Origin of the sequence: Bacillus sp. G402 (assembly GCF_051172515.1) — a bacterium.
Lineage (GTDB): Bacteria > Bacillota > Bacilli > Bacillales > Bacillaceae > Bacillus > Bacillus altitudinis.
Window position 1 is genome coordinate 114236 of sequence record NZ_JBPIZC010000003.1, and the last position, 19158, is coordinate 133393.

Annotated in this window: 21 protein-coding genes; 9 read left to right on the forward strand and 12 right to left on the reverse strand. The window is 43.6% G+C overall.

The features are described 5' to 3' along the window. Window positions 1-3 precede the first annotated feature (3 nt). From ACSBQP_RS14370 to ACSBQP_RS14400, 7 genes are all read right to left on the reverse strand, one after another. Window positions 4-1008, reverse strand: a complete 1005-nt coding sequence (locus ACSBQP_RS14370) for a biotin-dependent carboxyltransferase family protein (protein WP_435028525.1) — start codon at window positions 1006-1008, stop codon at window positions 4-6. After that, a complete protein-coding gene (pxpB, locus tag ACSBQP_RS14375; protein ID WP_435028526.1) occupies window positions 1005-1751 on the reverse strand; it encodes a 5-oxoprolinase subunit PxpB in 747 nt (248 codons plus the stop codon). Before pxpB ends, ACSBQP_RS14370 begins: the two co-directional genes overlap by 4 nt. 19 nt (window positions 1752-1770) lie before the next feature. Continuing rightward, window positions 1771-2562, reverse strand: a complete 792-nt coding sequence (locus tag ACSBQP_RS14380; protein WP_435028527.1) for a putative hydro-lyase — start codon at window positions 2560-2562, stop codon at window positions 1771-1773. A 4-nt stretch (window positions 2563-2566) separates the two neighbouring features. Beyond that, a complete protein-coding gene (locus tag ACSBQP_RS14385) occupies window positions 2567-3784 on the reverse strand; it encodes an NRAMP family divalent metal transporter (RefSeq protein ID WP_007498097.1) in 1218 nt (405 codons plus the stop codon). Window positions 3785-3808: 24 nt separating this feature from the next. Next, entirely contained in the window at window positions 3809-4567 is a 759-nt protein-coding gene (locus ACSBQP_RS14390) for a LamB/YcsF family protein (protein ID WP_008347192.1), read from the reverse strand. A gap of 173 nt (window positions 4568-4740) precedes the next feature. Continuing rightward, window positions 4741-5520: a Cof-type HAD-IIB family hydrolase gene (locus ACSBQP_RS14395; protein WP_375831194.1), complete on the reverse strand. Its 780-nt coding sequence runs from the start codon at window positions 5518-5520 to the stop codon at window positions 4741-4743. A 103-nt stretch (window positions 5521-5623) separates the two neighbouring features. Continuing rightward, on the reverse strand, window positions 5624-5890 hold the full coding sequence (locus ACSBQP_RS14400; RefSeq protein WP_017366629.1) for an excalibur calcium-binding domain-containing protein: 267 nt from the start codon (window positions 5888-5890) through the stop codon (window positions 5624-5626). A gap of 184 nt (window positions 5891-6074) precedes the next feature. Here ACSBQP_RS14400 and ACSBQP_RS14405 point away from each other — a divergent pair, with 184 nt between their 5' ends. From ACSBQP_RS14405 to ACSBQP_RS14415, 3 genes are read left to right on the forward strand one after another with little or no spacing between them, the layout of a single operon-like run. Beyond that, the gene (locus tag ACSBQP_RS14405; RefSeq protein WP_025206763.1) at window positions 6075-6452 is read left to right on the forward strand and encodes a VOC family protein; all 378 of its coding nucleotides are present in this window, start codon (window positions 6075-6077) and stop codon (window positions 6450-6452) included. A 25-nt stretch (window positions 6453-6477) separates the two neighbouring features. Further along, entirely contained in the window at window positions 6478-6771 is a 294-nt protein-coding gene (locus ACSBQP_RS14410) for a DUF5316 family protein (RefSeq protein ID WP_017366628.1), read from the forward strand. Window positions 6772-6802: 31 nt separating this feature from the next. Next, the gene (locus tag ACSBQP_RS14415) at window positions 6803-7045 is read left to right on the forward strand and encodes a DUF2651 family protein (RefSeq protein ID WP_417901102.1); all 243 of its coding nucleotides are present in this window, start codon (window positions 6803-6805) and stop codon (window positions 7043-7045) included. Between the two features lie 244 nt (window positions 7046-7289). Here ACSBQP_RS14415 and ACSBQP_RS14420 read toward each other — a convergent pair whose 3' ends face one another. Continuing rightward, window positions 7290-7682, reverse strand: coding sequence for a RidA family protein (locus ACSBQP_RS14420; RefSeq protein ID WP_007498112.1), 393 nt, complete (start codon window positions 7680-7682; stop codon window positions 7290-7292). 350 nt (window positions 7683-8032) lie between these two features. Between ACSBQP_RS14420 and ACSBQP_RS14425 the strand changes: the two genes are divergently transcribed. Genes ACSBQP_RS14425 through ACSBQP_RS14435 form a run of 3 tightly spaced genes read left to right on the forward strand, consistent with a single transcriptional unit; the run spans window position 8033 to window position 10311 of the window. Beyond that, a complete protein-coding gene (locus ACSBQP_RS14425) occupies window positions 8033-8494 on the forward strand; it encodes an FMN-binding protein (RefSeq protein WP_052320634.1) in 462 nt (153 codons plus the stop codon). A gap of 15 nt (window positions 8495-8509) precedes the next feature. Then, window positions 8510-9487: an FAD:protein FMN transferase gene (locus ACSBQP_RS14430; protein ID WP_326110612.1), complete on the forward strand. Its 978-nt coding sequence runs from the start codon at window positions 8510-8512 to the stop codon at window positions 9485-9487. Next, entirely contained in the window at window positions 9445-10311 is an 867-nt protein-coding gene (locus ACSBQP_RS14435; RefSeq protein ID WP_435028528.1) for an RnfABCDGE type electron transport complex subunit D, read from the forward strand. Before ACSBQP_RS14430 ends, ACSBQP_RS14435 begins: the two co-directional genes overlap by 43 nt. Window positions 10312-10356: 45 nt before the next feature. On the opposite strand, the gene ACSBQP_RS14440 is transcribed toward ACSBQP_RS14435, so the two are convergent. The 4 genes from ACSBQP_RS14440 to ACSBQP_RS14455 form a co-directional block, all read right to left on the reverse strand. Then, the gene (locus ACSBQP_RS14440; protein ID WP_065459853.1) at window positions 10357-12105 is read right to left on the reverse strand and encodes a methyl-accepting chemotaxis protein; all 1749 of its coding nucleotides are present in this window, start codon (window positions 12103-12105) and stop codon (window positions 10357-10359) included. A gap of 297 nt (window positions 12106-12402) precedes the next feature. Further along, window positions 12403-13524: a mannitol-1-phosphate 5-dehydrogenase gene (locus ACSBQP_RS14445; RefSeq protein WP_435028530.1), complete on the reverse strand. Its 1122-nt coding sequence runs from the start codon at window positions 13522-13524 to the stop codon at window positions 12403-12405. Window position 13525: 1 nt separating this feature from the next. After that, complete coding sequence (locus ACSBQP_RS14450) at window positions 13526-13960, reverse strand: PTS sugar transporter subunit IIA (protein WP_019743148.1); 435 nt, start codon at window positions 13958-13960, stop codon at window positions 13526-13528. 95 nt (window positions 13961-14055) lie between these two features. Beyond that, window positions 14056-15498, reverse strand: a complete 1443-nt coding sequence (locus ACSBQP_RS14455; RefSeq protein ID WP_025206755.1) for a PTS mannitol transporter subunit IICB — start codon at window positions 15496-15498, stop codon at window positions 14056-14058. A 505-nt stretch (window positions 15499-16003) separates the two neighbouring features. Between ACSBQP_RS14455 and ACSBQP_RS14460 the strand changes: the two genes are divergently transcribed. From ACSBQP_RS14460 to ACSBQP_RS14470, 3 genes are all read left to right on the forward strand, one after another. After that, window positions 16004-17638, forward strand: coding sequence for a copper resistance CopC/CopD family protein (locus ACSBQP_RS14460; protein WP_241511736.1), 1635 nt, complete (start codon window positions 16004-16006; stop codon window positions 17636-17638). Between the two features lie 16 nt (window positions 17639-17654). Then, window positions 17655-18269, forward strand: a complete 615-nt coding sequence (locus tag ACSBQP_RS14465) for a YcnI family copper-binding membrane protein (protein WP_017358509.1) — start codon at window positions 17655-17657, stop codon at window positions 18267-18269. Between the two features lie 130 nt (window positions 18270-18399). Beyond that, window positions 18400-18996, forward strand: a complete 597-nt coding sequence (locus ACSBQP_RS14470) for an NAD(P)H-dependent oxidoreductase (protein ID WP_007498130.1) — start codon at window positions 18400-18402, stop codon at window positions 18994-18996. Window positions 18997-19158: the final 162 nt, after the last annotated feature.

Below are 19158 nucleotides of genomic sequence, written 5' to 3' on the forward strand. Positions count from 1 at the left end.
TTTCTAAAACGAAAATGCTTCGAGTTTTAATCTTGCCGTCAGGTCCTTCATCTCTGCTTCTTGTGTGAATAAGGCTTGCTCTGCTTCTTGGCGGCCAATTTGTTGAAACGTGAGATTCGCTCCAGGCATCGCCTGCGCAATGAGCGGCAAATCGACTGTTGCCACCTCACCAATTCGGGGATATCCACCTGTCGTCTGGCGATCAGCGAGCAAAATAATCGGCTGGCCGTCAGGAGGAATTTGAATAGAGCCAAAAGCAACCGCTTCTGAAATCAATTCAAGTTTTTGCTTTAAACGTATCGGTTCCCCTTTCAATCTGCATCCCATACGATCAGATTGGGGAGTGACCTGATAAGACCGTTCGAAAAAAGCTTGCTGCGATTCTTCCTGAAAATGAGATAGATGTCTGCCTGCCAGCACCCGAATGACTGGTGATTTCCCGAGAGGCAAAAAATGAGCATGATTGACTGTCCATTCTGGCGCACGTTCCCCTTTGCTTTTTAACATGTGAACGAGGCTCTTCGCCAATGATGACGGTTCTCCAATCGGCAGGACGTCTCCTTTTTCTAGCGGACGCCCTTCAACCCCGCCTATCTTCGCTCTGACGTACGTACTTTTACTTTTCATCACCGGCTCAACATCAAATCCACCGGCTACAGCGAGGTAGGAGCGGCATCCCCTCTTACAAGGGCCAAAGGTGATCGTGCTTCCTGCTCGAATGAAGAGCGGTTTCCATAGAGGCACTTGTTCCCCGTCAATCTCAACCTCCACATCAGCACCGGTCACGGCGATCAGCTGATCCTTCTGACATGTCAACACTGGACCGGGCCCCATTAATGTGATTTCCAGCACCGCTTCGTTTTCTTGATTCCCGGTGAGGATGTTGGCGATTCGGAGCGAGAGCGGGTCCATGCCGCCGCTCGTTAACACACCGTACTTCTGATAGCCTATTCTCCCTTTATCTTGAATGGTGGTGAACATTCCTGGCTTGATGACATGCATACTCAACGATCTTCCTCCTTCATGCTGAAAAATTCCTTTTCAGACAGTTGAACAAATCGAACCTCGTCCCCTGCCTTTAGTAGACTAGGTCTCTCAGCATTCGGCCGAAATAAGGACAAAGGGGTTTGTCCAATGAGCTGCCAGCCTCCGGGTGTAGATATCGGATAAACCCCTGTCTGCTTCCCCGCAATACCCACAGATCCTTTTGGAATCGACATTCTTGGTGTTTCTCTACGCGGAGCTGCAATTTTTTCAGAAAGTCCGCCTAAAAACGGGAACCCAGGAGCAAACCCAATCATATAGACAAGATACGTCCCAGATGTGTGAATGCGTACAACTTCTTCAGGCGTCAAATCATTGATACGGGCGACTTCTTCTAAGTCAGGACCGAGCTCTCCTCCATAACATACAGGAATGTCGACGATCCGGCGCTTTGCCTGATTCCCCTCCTGCCAGTTGTCTTCAAGGAGGTTTTCAATATAGTCTTTGACCCATTCATACGGAGAGATTGCACGTTGCTTAAGCTGAGCAGATTGATAGACCGTATAGGGCTCATAAAAGACGGTCACGTTTGTAAAAGCTTGAACAGCTTCCACATATCCTTCAAATGGATGCTGTTCAACACATGAAAACAGTTGCTTCACACGCTCATGAATGTCTTCACTTATGTCAGTCCCGGCTTGGATGACAATGGCTGCGTCTCCTAGCGGGTGGAACGTGATCGTATCTTTTATCGTTGAAAATGCCACTTTTATGACACCTCTCTTTCTACAGGACACCGAGCTTTTGATCTCTTACATCTGTGATAAACATATGACCGGGTGCATGGGTGATCGCAATGTCTGGCTTAGTGTGCATGACGATGGCTTGCGGCGTCACACCACATGCCCAAAACACCGGAACTTCCCCTTCTTTGAACACAGATGGTTCTCCAAAGTCTGGTTGATCTACATGTTCAATGCCAATCACAGCTGGATCACCTATATGGATAGGACCGCCATGTACCGATGGGAATCTAGATGTCACCTGAACACTTCTTATGACTTGATGCGCTGGGATCGGCCTCATACTGACAACCATCGGACCATGGAATACACCTGCCCTTTCACATGGAATGTTCGTTTGATACATTGGGACATTATGACCGTCTTCAATATGGCGGACAGGAATGTCATTCAGCATCAGTGCATGCTCAAACGTAAAGCTGCATCCGATGAGAAAGCCCACCATATCATCCTCCCAATAGGAAGAAATATCTGTTACCTCTTCTTGAAGAACCCCTTTTTTGTAAACACGATATTTAGGGAAATCCGTTCGAATATCCGCATCAGGTGCTGAACGCCTTGGCACTGGATCACCTGGGTCGAGCACATCAAGCAAAGGGCACGAAGCCGGATTCCGCTGACAAAATAAAAGAAAATCGAAGGCCAGCTCTTTTTTGACGATCATTAAGTTGGCTTGCGCAAATCCCTCAGCAAAGCCAGCCGTTGGTCCTGTGATCTTCTGCTTACGAATCAATTCCCTTATTTGTGACGGCTTATAGGTTTGATATGCTTTCATATGATCAGCTCCATAGTTTTGGAATTTCATTCATGATGGTATATCCGCCCATGATTGCCATGATGACAACAACAAACGCACCTGTTGCTGTCAAAAAGAATGGATGGCGATAATCACCGACAATTTCTTTTTTATAGGCAGCAATCAGCAATGTTCCGAGTGCAAGCGGCAAGATCAATGCATTGATGGCCCCAACCAAAATCAATATGTTCACAGGTCTTCCAATCGTGATAAAACAAATGGTCGAGAGCGCAATGAATCCAACAATAATGCCTCGTTGATTTTTCTCGATTTTTGGTGAGAAGGTTTTAAAGAAGGAAACGGAGGTGTATGCTGCTCCAATGACTGAGGTAATGGCGGCAGCCCACATAATAATCCCGAACATTTTATATCCAACATTTCCAGATGCTAATTGAAAAACAGACGCAGGCGGGTTCGACGGATCAATCTGTAATCCTTTTGAGACAACTCCTAGAACGGCTAAAAATAAAGCCACACGCATTACGGATGTGATCAAAATACCGAAAATGGAACTTTTCGTCACTTGGGGCAATGCTTCCTTCCCCTTAATGCCAGCATCCAGCAGACGATGACCACCAGCAAAAACGATATAGCCACCAACTGTCCCGCCGACAAGTGTCACAATCGATAACATGTCAATTTTCTCTGGCACGAAAGTTCTCATGACAGCTTCTCCAACTGGCGGTGCTGTGGAAATAGCCACATACAGCATCAGACCAATCATGACAAAACCAGCGATTTGTGTGAATCGGTCCATCGCTTTTCCTGCCTCTTTGATGACAAAAATGAGAATGGCAATGACTGCACTGACCCCAGCCCCTATGCGGGGATCGACGCCGAATATGACCTGAAAACCGAGACCCGCACCGGCGATATTTCCAATATTAAAGGCAAGACCCCCAATGACAATCAAACAGGCTAACACATATCCAAGACCCGGCAGAACCATATTGGCAATGTCCTGTCCTCTTTTTTCCGAGACGGCAATGATACGCCATACATTTGTTTGCGCAAAAATGTCTAGCAAAATGGAAATCAAAATGACAAACCCAAAGCTAGCTGCGAGCTGCTGTGTGAACACCGTTGTTTGTGTTAAAAATCCCGGTCCAATGGCGGACGTTGCCATTAAAAAGGCTGCGCCCATCAGCATAGAACGGTTCCCTTTTGGAGCTTTCATCTGTTTGGCTTTCTCTCTTTTCATGCTGTTTCCCCCTTTGATGACGATTTATCGAAAGGCCTTGAGTTGAATAGTGGCTTCTTTTAGCTTCGCTGTAATGGTTTTTGCAAATTGAAGCGCGTGACTGCCATCCCCGTGGATGCACACCGTATCTGCTTTGAGCTGAACATCTTCCCCTTGCACTGTCCGCACTTTCCCCTCTCTTACCATACGGATGACCTGCTGAACTGCCCTTTCATCCTCTTCAATAAGTGCATGAGGTTCACGGCGGGATGTCAGTGTCCCGTCTGGTTGATACGTCCGATCAGAAAAAACTTCATGTGCCACTTGAAGACCGATTCTTTCCCCTGCTGACGCAAGTTCACTGCCTGACAGCGCAAATAACACAAGGTTAGGATCAATATCATACACAGCCTTCGCAATTGATTCAGATAATTCAGTATTTTTAGCCGCCATGTTGTAAAGGGCGCCGTGTGGTTTGACGTGCTGCATCGTACCGCCTTCTGCTTTCAGAAAGGCTGATAGTGCACCAATTTGATAGATCACAAGATCATAGGCTTCCTCTGCTGAGATCGCGATTGGACGTCTGCCAAAACCGACTAAATCTTGCAGACCTGGATGTGCACCAATTTGGACCCCTTTATCCAGTGCCATTTTAACCGTCTTTCTCATCACAGTTGGATCTCCCGCATGAAAACCGCATGCAATATTGGCTGAGGTAACATATTCAAGAATTTGTTCATCTGAACCGATGGTGTATTGACCAAAACTTTCTCCCAAATCACAGTTAATATCCACTTGATACATAGAACTCCTCCTTGTCGTTCCGAATTGCGGAATATAAAGTCCGAATATTCGAATTTATATTGATTATACCAACTTTGGATAGACTGCACATGAAATTGTCAGAAAATATAACAATAGAACTAGTAGAAAACAAAAAAAGTGAGAGGTCATATCCTCTCACTTTTTCTACTCATTTATTTAGACAGCACCCAATGCTGGATGGCTTTTGCTACCCCGTGCTCTGTATTAGGAGCCGTAATCCAATCAGCGGCTTCTTTCACAACTTCTTGTGCATTGCCCATTGCAATGCCTAATCCGGCTTCTTGAATCATCGCCATATCATTCAGACTGTCGCCAAGTGACATGACGTTGTCCATTGTGCAGCCAATGCGTTCTGCTACTTTTGCAAGAGCTGCCGCTTTGTTAATGCCTGCTGCATTGACTTCAATATTGGTTGGACTGGAATTCGTGATTTCTAGCTGTCCATTTGTTTTCAATGTATGGAGGACTTCCTCACGAACAGCATCGTCATGAATATCAAAACCAAATTTCAACCATTCGTGGTCATGAATGCGTTCTGGGAATTCTCCCCTCCACACCTTATCCACAGTAGATGCCCAGTAATCGGTTTCGTATCTGTTTTTTAGATCCCACATCATCTGAACGTGATCGGGATGCAGCAGTTCCCGTTCGATCAACTGGAAGTTTGAATCCCAAATTTCACTTCCGTTCGCTGTGACAAGATAAGAAGAGAGTTTCAGCGGCTCGACCAGCTCTTTGCATGTCATCAGCGTACGTCCTGTGCTAATCACCACATGGACCCCTTTGGCTTCTGCTTCTTTAATGGCTTGTTTATTTTCCTCAGGAATGACGTGCTCACTGTTTAACAGCGTGCCATCCATATCAATGGCAATCAATCGGATGTCTTTCTTATCAGCTTGTGTTGACAAATTGAGTACCCCACTTTGTATCATTTTTTGAATCTATCTTTATTTTAATATAAAGATGAAGATGGCACAAAGGGACGAGTTTGATCCCATAGAAAAAAGACCTTGTGACAGGTCTTTTTACTTCTTCTTAACGTTCACATGCGATGCCGTCTTTATCACGGTCAAGGTGTTTATTTTTTAAGTAAAGTGCTTTTGATACATAAGGCTTGTACTTCGTTTTTCCACCTTTGTTTTTCGTATTTTTGCTTTTTGCTACGCCGCCTTTATACACTTTGTTGAGTGCTTTGCAGTTTTTGTACTTGACTGTTTTTGCATCCGCTGTGTGAGTGTCAACTTGTGTAAAGCTAAGTAAAAGACCGAAAGACAAGACAGCGACCATGATTTTTTTTAACATGTAAGTCCCCCCTATTATTTCTCATTTTACATTTTTATCATATGTCACCACATTTTGTTTTTCAAGACGACTGAGGTGAAAATATTGGTTTTTTTGGAATTTAATAATTCTTATGACCTATATGTTAAAATGAGTGGGAAACCTTTCCGGTTTTGACACGTATATGAAGAGAGGAGCTTTCCATATGAAAATGAAATATACCATTCTATATGTAAACGATGTTGAAGCAAGTATTCAGTTCTACCATCATATCCTCGGTTTCCCGATTAAATTGAGAGTTGAATCCTATGTTGAGTTTGATACAGGAGAAGTGACCTTATCGATTAATTCACGCCAAGATGTGAAAGAGGCACTTGGTCTGCCTGTTCCAGAGGCAGTTAGCTCGTCACAAACGTTTGAGATTGGCTTTGTTGTGGATGATGTGAATGAAACCATTGCGGCCTTGAAGGAAAAAGGAGTACCTGTCATCAAGGAACCTGCCAAGAAGCCGTGGGGACAAACGGTTAGTTACGTGTCTGATCCTGATGGACATTTCATTGAAATATGTGATGCGGTCTCCTAATAGCTGTCCGAAGGAGTGAAGCGTAATGAGAAAGAAACATGCTTTTTTTGTTGGTGTTTGCTCCATGCTGGTGATTTGCAGTGCGGCGCTCATATTACAGCACCATGAATGGATTGGATTCGTCAGTGGTGGAATCTCTATTATTGCGTTCGTTGCATCTGGATTTCTTATGGGTGCATGGACCAACGGGGAAGAGGCACGAGCGGCCTATCACTCTGAAACAAAAGAACACCGGATGTTTCGTCTTGATACGGCTTTTCTTTTCATCATCTTTGCTCTTCCGCATATGGGTGCAGCACTGTTATATGTTTTTATGTAAATAGTTGATTTGGTTCAAAGGAGTAATTAACATGGCTGTTTTTGTCTTATTCGTTGTATTTGGTTTACCCATGATCTCTGTGCTGATTGGTATTTTCGGTACATTGTTTTTAAAGAACATTTGGTTTCCCACCTTGATTGTGCTGGTAGCGAGTGTGATTCTGATGTTCACCTTTATTGGTGGAAATGAATCTTTTCTCATTTGGGTCATCGTCTACACAGTCTGTGCATTTCTCGGTGCATTCATTACAAAGCGATTCAAAGCTGTTTCATAAATACTCATCAAAAAAAGAACAGTTTGCACTGTTCTTACAGATTGTTGACAAAGGGCTAAAATGATTCTTTATTTTAGCCCTTTGTCTTCTTTTCAGCGTGACAGAAAACCTTTGCAGCCCTAGGAAGGACGAGTACTGGCGCGGAGCGAATTTGACATTCGTGAGCACCAGCACGCAGGACTGACAAAGAATGCGAGGGTTTGGCTACACGCTGAAAGAACAGTTTGCACTGTTCTTTTTTTGATTAAATATCGGCACACCATAGCTCTATTTCGATTTTCAGCTCTGGCCACCCTAATGCAGTCACATAGGCAACGGTCATTGATGGATATGCCGTTTTGAAGATTGCATCCCACTGTGGATATAGATGATCCCAATCAATTTCTTCTGTTGCCCAAATATTGACTTTGATGACGTGTTCTTCATTCAATCCTTCTGATGCAAGGATTCTCTTTATATTTTCAAACGTATTGGTGACTTGGTCGTTTAAGCTTGATGGGATCTGTCCATCCGCTCCTGTCCCTACTTGACCTGATGTCACAAATAACCCCGCACCCTTTGGCACCCTTGTGATATGACTGTAGTTGCCAACGGGTTTCGGCATACTTTCTGGGTTTTTTCTCGTGATTTTTTCCATGTACATCCCTCACTCACTATGATTTTTCTGCGTATTTTTCCTCCTGTAGACAGACTTCACCAATTTTTGTCTATCCTAAAAGAAAACAGCAGTGGAGTATCCGTAGCCACAAGGTAAGAACATCAATATTTTCTTTTTCATGGCCGAAACACCCCTTTTTGATTGCGTGAGCAAGGTTTAGATTTATTTCATCCTACCTGATAAATGAACCACAGTCAAAAATAAATGATAAATGATAACGTGCAATATTTTGATTCTTCATACCCATTATCTAAAATCGTTCTTTTCTTGTTCATGGTTTGTTCAAATTTCTTCTATATAGTAGATCGTAATAGGAGGTAGGATACATCATGGCAAAAATAAATAAGAAAATGATTAGTCTTTGCACCGCAGCCATTAGCAGCTTATACATCACTGGTTATGCAACTACCCATCACGCTCAAGCCGTTCAAACAGCACAATCAAATACACAAGCAGACGCTTCTAATAATACATCTCTCACATCAGATACTACCGCCACTCAAACAGAAGATACCACTTCAGAAACTGAACTCAAGGATGGTACTTTCTCTGGTACTGGATCAAATGAGATTGGCTCTATCAGTGTATCTGTTACCATCAAACAAGGAAATATCACTTCTGTCGAGATTACGAGTGATAACACTAGATACGGGCAAAGCTCCATTTCATCATTACCTAATGAAGTGGTTATCAGACAAAGTGCTGATGTAGATACGGTGAGCGGTGCAACATTAAGTACTCAGGATTTTGAAACAGCCGTTGCTCAGGCTTTAGAGCAGGCAAAGGCATAGAGAGGAGACACTATGATGAAATGGTTAGGACAACAAAAACTGATGACTTATCAAAAATCCATGCTGGCTATGGGAACTGTTATCAATATTCAAGTGGTTGCCTATGAAGAAGATCGACGAGCTGTTTTAGAAGACATCAATCGCGCTTTTTCCATTTTTTACGATATCGAACATCGGTTTAGCCGTTTTCGTTCTGATTCGGAAGTCATGAAGTTAGCCAATCGCTCAAATCAAGAGGTATTAGTCAGTGAAATGCTTTTCGATTTAACAGCCTATGCGTTAGAGTTAGCTGAATTAACAAATGGAAAGTATGATCCAACCATCGGGAAAGTCATGGAACAAAAAGGATTCAATCGGTTATACACGACAGGACAGACTTTTTCATCAGATGACGTTCCACACACAGCCGTTCATTACCGTGACGTCCAGTTAAACGAGACGAATCGGACGATTTATTTGAACAAACCGCTTATTTTGGATTTCGGTTCTATTGCAAAGGGATTTGCGTGCGATCTTGCCGCAAAAGAGCTTGAAGCATGGGAAGGCTTTATGATGAATGCTGGTGGGGATGTGTTGGTATCTGGATTTAACGAACAACAAGAAGAGTGGACAATTGGGATTCGGCATCCCATTCACAAACAGACCAACATCTCGGTCATTCAAACGACTAATTGTGCGATTTGTACATCTGGAAGCTATGAACGGATCAGCCGTAATGATCCTCATACGCACCATTTGATTCTCCCTCAAACGAAACAGTCTGAACAAAGTTTGTTAAGCTGTACCGTCATTGCACCACTCGGTATGCTCGCCGATAGTCTCTCTACAGCTGCTTTTTTATTAGGTAGAGAAGGAGGTTATTCTTTTTTAGCCGAACATGAAATACCTGCCGTGATGGTGGATCAAGATGCTGATATGACCCTAACACCGGAGATGAAGGAGGTTCCATCATGGAATTACAGCCAGCACCAACCACAGACCAAACATTTTTGAAATCATCGCCTTCACTAAAAACCTACATTCGGACGCCGAAACGGTATGTCATTGCCATTCTTTTGGTTCTTCTAGCCGCCGGCAGTCTGCACACTGGATTTCTTAGTGGTCTCACTACAGTTGCCACCAGCATCGGGACAGCACTAATTCTTGACACTTTTATTACAAGAGTGATTCGGAAACGTCATAAACACACATTCCCTGATGGAGCTCTGCTCACAGGGCTGATTATTGGCATTGTTCTCAGTCCAGCCACTTCTTTTGCTGTTTCTGTTTTCACAGCCGCAGCAGCCATTTTATCTAAGCATGTCATCACTTATCAAAAGAAACCGATTTTGAATCCAGCTGCGTTTGGTTTATGGCTCTCAGTCATTTTATTTTCTTCCAATCAAAGCTGGTGGGGCGGTATGTCTCTTCTACCTTGGTGGACCCTATTCCTAGTGGTGGTCGGCGGTTATTTGGTGACAAGCCGCGTACAAAAGTTCCCGCAAGTTTTCGCCTTTCTAGCCGCATACGGCCTGATCCACCTCATATTGGGATTCATCGGCCTAACGGATGCTTCATCTGCTTTTATGACGCCCTACTTAAATGCCGTCTTGTTCCTTGCATTCTTTATGTTGACTGATCCACCTACTTCACCAGCAAAGAATCGTGATCAAATCATCTTTGGTATCCTCTGTGCTGTCGTTTCGTGTGTGGACTTCTATTTATTTAATAGCTTATCTTACTTACTCACAGGGCTTTTATGTGCCAATGCTTGGAAAGCCTATCGAACGTACCAAACAAATCAAAAGCGACGGGCAAAAAGGACGAAAGTCGTCTAAATAAAAAAACGGACATCGACTTTTCGACGTCCGTTTGGCCATACCTTATAAACGATAACGTGCAATATCTTGATTTAATCGCATGCTTAGCTCATTGAGCCTTTCTGCTGCCTTCGCCACATTGGAGATGGCGGTGACTTGTTCGTCAGTAGATGCAGTGATTTCTTCAATCGCAGCGGCATTTTCTTGAGAAATATGCGCTGCACCATGCATCGCTTTTGTGATGAGGTCGTTTTGTTCCAGTAATGTGTTCAGCTCTTTTGCCATCGCATTCGTTTCAACGATGGTTTGTGAAATCGATGTAGAGATGGAATTGAATTCTTGTTCTGTTGCATGAACCGCTTCATCAAGCTCGGCAAAACGATCCATTGTTTTGGACATCATGCCAGCTGTAGCCGTCGTTTCTTCTTTAATGCCTTGAATCATCTGCTGTATTTGAACAGCTGATTGCTTTGTCTGTTCAGCTAAATTCCGCACTTCACTCGCCACAACCGAGAATCCTTTGCCATGCTCTCCTGCACGAGCTGCTTCAATGCTCGCATTCAGGGCCAGTAAGTTCGTTTCATTTGAAATGCTTTCAATGGTATCTGTGATTTGAGAAATATCTTGTACTTTTGTACTTAACTGCTCAATCCCTGATCGAATGCCCTGAGATGCCTGAATAGATTGCTCATTTGATTGTTTTAATTGCTGGACAATTTGCTGACCCTGCTGGGAAGATTGGTTCGACTGGTCTGAAATTCGTTTGATCTGGTCGCTTTGTTCTTTGACGTTTTCAATGGATTGATTGAACTGAGTCATTTGTTGATTGGCTACCTCAAGGTCTGATGCCTGATGAAGAGTCCCAGTTGAGATATCTCCAATCGCTCGGCCAATTTCTTCACTGCTGGCGGATGTTTCTTCAGAGATGGCGGATAGATCTGTCGCAGATTCGACGAGCTGGCTGCTCGTTTCCTGCAAACCGCTCACAAGTGCTCTAAGCTCTCCTGACATATGATTAAAGCCTTTTGCCAACTGCCCAATTTCATCCGAGGTTTCTTTTAAGCTGGTGCGTTCAAGATTGCCCGCCGCAATTTCTTTTGAAGCAGCCGTGACTTGCTTAAGCAATCTCACTTTTCCTCGGGCTGCCAAATAAAAGACACCCATACTTAAAAGAGCGACACCTGCTGTAATGAGAATAATATAGAGCTTCATCTGCTCTAGTTCTTTATAAAATTCATCCTGAAATACGGCGATTCCTATACTCCAATTCCACGGTGTAAACTGGTTCATATAAGCGAGTTTTTGCTTTTCTTCCCCTGTGGCATCGTCTTTATCCATATAGGTGATATAGTGTGCATCCTCGCCTTTTGCTGTGGCGCCAGCGACCATTTTTTGACGATTTGTCGTGTTATCTGGGATGACGCCGATGTCGTTAACCGGATGAACCTGTGATGAATAATCGGCTCCATATGCGACAAGGTAGCCTTTATTTTTATAGATGAAATCTGATTTTTGAAATTGATACCCTTTGCCGTTGTCATTCTTCGGCCCGCTCAAGTATATACGTGCTTGTTCCTGCGCCTGTTCAAGCGTCAGTTCTTTTTTCTCCACACGGTCGTTCAATTGTTCAAGAGTGGCCATCGCTCCATTTACGATGTGTTTTAAATCTGCTTTCCCTGCATCAATTAAGACATTTTTCGCTAAAAAATACCCCGTTGTTCCTACAAGTCCGCCTGTTAAAATTGTAATAACGATAATGGCTGACATCAATTGAAAAAAGACACTCCTTGAAGCAAACGCTTTCTTTTTCATGTTCTAATTCCCCCTTACTACATATATCGTCATGCAGGGGAAAGTATTAAAAAAGTCATAGAAAAATCCCTTTCACGTTAGAGAAAGGGATCTCAGATTGTTGACAAAGGGCTAAAATTGATTTTAGCCCTTTGTCTTCATTTCAGTGTGATAGAAAACCTTTGCAGTCTAGGAAGGACGAGTATCGGAGCGGAGCGAATGAGAGATTCGTGAGCACCGACACACAGGACTGACACCGAATGCGGGGGTTTGTCTATACGCTGAAAATCCCTTTCACGTTAGAAAGGGATTTTTTGATTAAAGCTCGATTTCTTTGAGGATGTCTTGATAGAGATCGTCTTCAGGTTTGAGTCCACATACCTCTTGAAGCACACCTTCAATGCCTTTTTCTTTCCTTAATGCCTGCAAGCGGACCGCTTCTTCGTCTTCTGCAAAGTCGTAAGCCAAGGCAGCAGCGATCCCTTTGATTAAGTACACTGGCTGCTTGATCTTTTTCGCTGGACCGATTAAACGGTCATCTGCTCCCAGCTTTCTAAGAGGAGAGCGTGCGACACGAGTCACTTCATCGGAGATAAAAGCATTCTCAAATCGCTTGATAATTTTTTGAATGTACGCATCATGTTCTTCTTTTCGGAAGCCATATGCGTCAATTAAATAACTGCCCGTTTCATGAAGGGCACCTTCGACAACTTGACGAATGTCTGGTGTATCAACAGCTTCTTTAATGGTTTTTACGCCTTGCTGATACCCGACATAAGCCGCTAGTGCATGTCCTGTATTGACGGTGAAAAGCTTCCGTTCAATATACGGCGTCAAATCTCGGACAAAGGTCGCTCCGTCAATTTGCGGAACATCTCCAATAAAGCCCGTCTCATCAATGACCCACTCGAAAAATGGTTCAACCGACACTTTGAGAATGTCCTCATGGTGCTGAATCGGAACAATGCGGTCAACCGCAGCGTTTGGAAAGCCAACGGTTTGTGATATCACTGCTTGCTCATCTGCTGTTAAATGAGAGAACACCGCTTCTTTTAAATGAGCACTTCCCCCAATCATATTTTCACATGCCACGATGTTGATGATATGGTCTGGCTTTTTTCGTTTTAATCCTTCAGCAATCGATGAGGCAATGATCTTCAATACGGCTGGTCCAACAGCTGTTGTAATCAAATTGGCTGTGGCAATCGCCTCTGTTAATGCTGCTGGATTTTGTGAAGAATTGATCGCTGATACGGGCCCGACGATTTCTTGCTTCTGCCCTGGTGCTGCGAGTTCAACCGTGTATTCTCCTCTTTCATTCAGCTCATTGATGACCGCTTCATTCACATCGGTAAAGACAAGCTCAAAGCCCGATGTCTTTAACAAAGATCCGATAAACCCTCTGCCGATATTCCCTGCTCCAAAATGAAGTGCCTTCATGTTAGTTCACCTCGTTAAAGATGGCGATCAGTTCATCCTGATCCTTTGCATGAATGATCCGTTCTACATTTTCTTCTTCTGAACAGACAATCGCAATTTGAGACAGAATATCAAGATGCTCGTTGTTTTTCCCAGCGATCCCAAAGACGACTTTCGCCACATTTCCTTCACCATATTCAACACCATCTGGAATTTGGATAATCGAAATCCCTGAATGAAGGACAGCCGCTTTCGCATCCTCTGTTCCATGAGGGATTGCAATGCCGTTCCCCATAAATGTAGAAGAAATCTCTTCTCTTTCAAACATTTTGTCGACATAATCACTTGTGACGTAGCCGTTTGCTACGAGGACTTCGCCTGCTTTTTTGATGGCTTCTTCTTTAGAACCTGCCTGTTCGTTTAGAAAAATATTGTCTTTAGAAAGTACTTGTTTCATACATGATCACACACCTTTTTTAGAATAAAAATCAGGAAAACAACCAAAACGGGGAGTTCAATTAGGAAAAATTGGACTCAACCCGTTTCGTCATGTTATTTTTTCAATTTCTCAATCAGCTCATCATATTTCGGGCTGTTTAAGAAATTATCCACTGAGATATGCACAGCGCCTGGCAGCTTTGCCTTTGCTCTGTCTGTTAAATCTTTATGAGTAAAGACCACATCCGCATCGTCTGGGATGTTGCTGATCGATGTGTTTGTCACATCGATATCAAGCTCTGCCTTTTTCACTTTGTTTTTCAGAATGGACGCACCCATTGCACTTGAACCCATCCCTGCATCGCAGGCAAAGATGATTTTGTTCACGTCATCTGGATTGACGTCACTTGGAGATGCTGCTTGCTCATTAGCTTCAGCATTTTCATTTTGTGCTGTAAGAGCAGCGGCTGCTGCACTTTTCTTGCCTTTCATGTCCTGCATCTTTTCTGTTGCTGCTGTTAAATCTTCGTCAACTTCTTTAGATGCTTTCAAAATGACCGATGCGACAAGGAACGATACGATAGCTGCTACGACAACACCTGCTAAAACGGCAAGGTGACCGCCTTTTGGAGACATCAGCATAAGCGCAATAATACTTCCTGGTGACGGCACAGCTTTTAATCCTGCATTTAATAATGTGAACGTCAGGACACCACTTGCTCCCCCTGCAATGACAGCCAAAATAAGTTTTGGTTTCATTAAGATGTACGGGAAGTAAATTTCATGGATTCCTCCTAAGAACTGAATGACAATGGCACCTGGTGCAGACTGTTTCGCATTTCCTCTTCCAAAGAACATATACGCAAGAAGAACACCTAAGCCTGGCCCTGGGTTTGTTTCAAGCAAGAACAGAACAGACTGCCCTGTCTTCGCTGCTTGCTCGACCCCTAACGGCCCTAAAATACCTTGGTTAATCGCGTTGTTTAAGAATAATACTTTTGCAGGTTCAATGAAGATACTTGCCAGCGGTAGTAAATGAGCATTGACAATGATATCTACACCTGCCGCAAGGGCTTTATTCAGACCTAGTACCACTGGGCCGATAGCATAGAATGCAATGGCAACAAGAATGGCACCGAGGATACCTGCCGTAAAGTTATTCACAAGCATTTCAAAGCCAGATTTGATTCGGTCTTTGAACAGCTGGTCGATTTTCTTAATAAGATAACCGCCCAGCGGCCCCATGATCATGGCACCTAAAAACATTGGAATGTCTGAGCCAACAATGACCCCAATCGTAGCCGTAGCACCGAGCACTCCGCCTCGATGGTCATAGACGAGTTTACCGCCTGTGTAACCAATTAAGAGCGGCAGTAAGTAGTTAATCATCGGTCCAACGAGTGTAGCTAATTGCTCATTCGGAAGATAACCACTTGGAATGAACAAAGCTGTAATGAGTCCCCATGCAATAAATGCACCAATATTCGGCATAATCATACCGCTTAAATAGCTTCCAAAGCGCTGTACTTTCACGCGGAATCCGCTTTTTTCCTGCATCTGTGAAAACCCCTTTCTTCTCTCCCTTTATTTCGGGCTTTATAGGTCAAAAGATATAAGAACAAGAGTCAGTGAAGCCCTTATACCTATCGTAAAACGCTTTCACTTTCCCTTCAATTGAAACTAAATGTCACTTTGTCACTTAGTGTGTGACAAAATTGAAAAATGATGTGACACTTCTCGGCATACCATAGATGATAGCGGGGTAAAAGTTGAATCTACTGTTGTTTTGGCGCAAAATTCATTGGAATTTCACAACTTTCAAATGGTCACTTCTTGTTTCCTCTACTTAAATCGAATAGGCTTATATTGATCAAACATTCAAGAAACGTCTGCGCAGACAAGACATGACACAGAAAAAGTGAACCATCTTGCTATTTGTTTCGTTTACCTTTTAGAGTGGGCGGTACAATAGAAAGAGCGGTTTTTCTGTGACTCACAGTTTACTGCCGCTTTCTTTCTGATACATGAGACATTTTCATAGGTAGAAAGGCGGTTATTCACATTGTTGAAATATCGGAAGTGGCTTCTGCTGCTCATCTTCATGTTCTCATTTTTCATGCCAAAAGAAGCATTTGCTCATGCATATGTGGTGAGCTCAAATCCAGTAGCAAATGAAGAGCTGGATCAGCAGCCTCCTGCAGTCTCGATCACCTTTAGTGAAGGGATCGAAAGTGGATTTCATGCCATTAAGGTGTTCAATGCAAAAGGGGATCGTGTGGATCAAGGAGATACGGTCATCAAAGAGCAAAAGATCATGGAAGCAGCTTTAAAAAAGAATTTACCAAAAGGCATTTACACCATTCAGTGGAATGCGGTATCAGCCGATGGGCACTCTGTGTCTGGCATGATTCCGTTTAGTATCGGAAAAGCGGATGGAGGATTTGATCAATTAGATCAAGGACAATCAAGTGAATCCATCGATATGGCTTCAACCATTGACAAAGCCTTTCTGTATACGTCATTTAGCTTATTTCTTGGAACCATTTTATTTGGGCTTCTATGGTTTAAAGCGGCCATAACCGACGTTTTAGCCCGGCGAATGAAGCGACTCTTAACTGTTTCACTGATCATGATGGGCGGAGCACTCTTGTTCCAGCTGCCGATTCAAACTAAATCAGCGGCAGACGTGTCCTTTTTAGGGGCATTTCAACCATCGCTTTTACAAGAAACCATTGCGTCGACTTCGGGCGGGAGTCTGTGGATGATGCTAATGGCGTCATTTGTTCTACTGACGATCTGGACGATTGTGGCGATGAAAAAAGGAAACTTCACTTCCTTCCGGGTATGGCTGTTTCCACTGCTCATTTTCATCGTGCTCCTTTGGCTGAAAGCACAAATCGGTCATCCAGCCGCTACAGATAATAAAATACTGACAACGTCACTTGACTTCATTCATCTCGTTTCTGCATCCATTTGGGTCGGCGGCTTAACAGCCATTGTCCTTCTTTTGATGAAGAAACTGCCGAATGAAGATCAGCCGCTCATACGCAGCACCCTGACAGCTTTTCATCCGTGGGCACTGCTCTCAGTTGGACTGATTGTGTTTTCTGGGTTTGTGAATGCGATTTTTATTCTGCAATCATTTGATGCCCTTTTCCAATCAGCTTATGGACGCACCTTCTTAATCAAACTTGGTTTATTTATCATCATGGGTCTTCTTGGGCTCGTCCATTATTTGATGCTGAGATGGGAAAAGAAGCAGAAACGAAACGTATCTTTACGAGCAGAGTGGATCATTGGAATCGCTATTTTACTATTAACAGCCGTATTCACCAATATCCCAAGTCCTCCGCCGCCTGCACCAGAGCCATTCTTTGGAGCCAATCAGGTGGAGCATCGTGACCTTGTGTCTTTGAGCATTACCCCGAATGCTCCTGGTAAAAACACGTTCGAGGTGGCATTTACGAAGAAGGATGGACAAACGATCACAGACATTCAATCAGTGACAGCTAAAATCCACAAAGTCTCCTTGTTCGGTGATGAAACGCCAAACGAGTTTCAGCTGAAGCGATTAAAGAATGGACATTTCTCGGCTGAAAACCTCTTACTAAATGAAAAAGGCACTTGGAAAATTGAGATTCATGCATTAACTGGTTCTTTTGACAACATCGATACGACATTCATTAGAAGAAACTAAAAGGAGTTCATATCATATGAAAAAATACGTTAAAGCTTTATTACCAATGCTTCTCGCTTCATTTTTACTGGCGATTCCTGTGAGTGCACACGTGACAGTCAAACCCGATACATCTGCGACAAATGCTTGGGAAACCTATACGTTAAAAGTACCTTCTGAAAGCGACAGTCCGACAACAAAGGTTGTCATCACGATGCCTAAAGGCGTAGAATTCCAGCAATACGAGCCAGTGCCTGGCTGGAAAACAACAACTGAAGAGAAAAACGGAAAAGTCACAAGAGTCACTTGGGAAGCAACTGGCGATGGTGTCCTTGCTGGCCAGTTCCAGCAATTCGTGTTTGTCGCAAAAAACCCTGAAAAAGCCGGCGAAGCGGCATGGGATGCCTATCAATATTACAAGGATGGAACAGTAGTTGAATGGACTGGCGACAAGGACGCTGATAAGCCTCATTCGATCACAAACATTGTTGCGTCTAATACCGTAACGGATTCACATGGTCAAGAAAAACCAAAAGAAGAAAAGGCATCTGAAACAGCCTCTTCTTCTTCTTCACCACTTGTTCTTGGTCTGTCCATTGCAGCCTTAGTTGTGGCATTAATTGCACTTGGACTTGCTTTTAGAAAGAAATAAGCCTTACATGAGCGATCGTTTTTTCAAGCGGTCGCTTTTTATTTTCCCAACCTATCATTTCCAATATAGGATTGAATAGGATACTCGTGCATGCCATAATGAGACACATGACCACCTAGGAGGCTATGAGATGAACCATCTAATCATATTTGCTCATCCCCAGCAAAGCTTAAATCAAACCCTATTAGATCTTGTTGTAAGCACTCTTTTGAACAATGGTCATGATGTGACGGTTCGTGATGTGTATAGCATTGGCTTTCCGCCAGAGCTGACAACAGCAGAAAAGGTTGCCATGAGAAACGGACATGTGCCGGTACCGGTTCAAAGAGAGCAGAAGCTGATTCAACAAGCTGATGTCCTCACGTTTATCTTTCCAATATGGTGGACAGGCTTGCCGGCGATGCTAAAGGGTTATGTGGAGCGCGTTTTTTCAGAGGGGTTTGCGTATGAGATCAATGAAAACGGAGTGGTGAAAAATCTGCTTCGAGACAAAAAAGGGGTCATTATTAATACGCATGATGCACCGAGGACCTTTCTTGATTCAAATATGATCATCACCCCCAGCCATCACATGACGACAGATACAGCCGCCTTCGATCTGATCGGCGTTCAGCCAGTCGAACGGCTCTTATTCAGCAGCATGGAACAAGCATCTGCAGACGACATCCACGAGATTCTCAAAGAAACAAAAGAAACGGTGGATCAACTTTTCCCACCGGCTGTTTAACATAAAAAAACTGCCGAGGCTTCTCGGACAGTCACAGATTGTTGACAAAGGGCTAAAATGAACTTGATTTTAGCCCTTTGTCTTCCTTTTCAGCGTGATAGAAAACCTTTGCAGCCCTAGGAAGGACGAGTACTGGTGCGAAGCGAATTTCACATTCGTGAG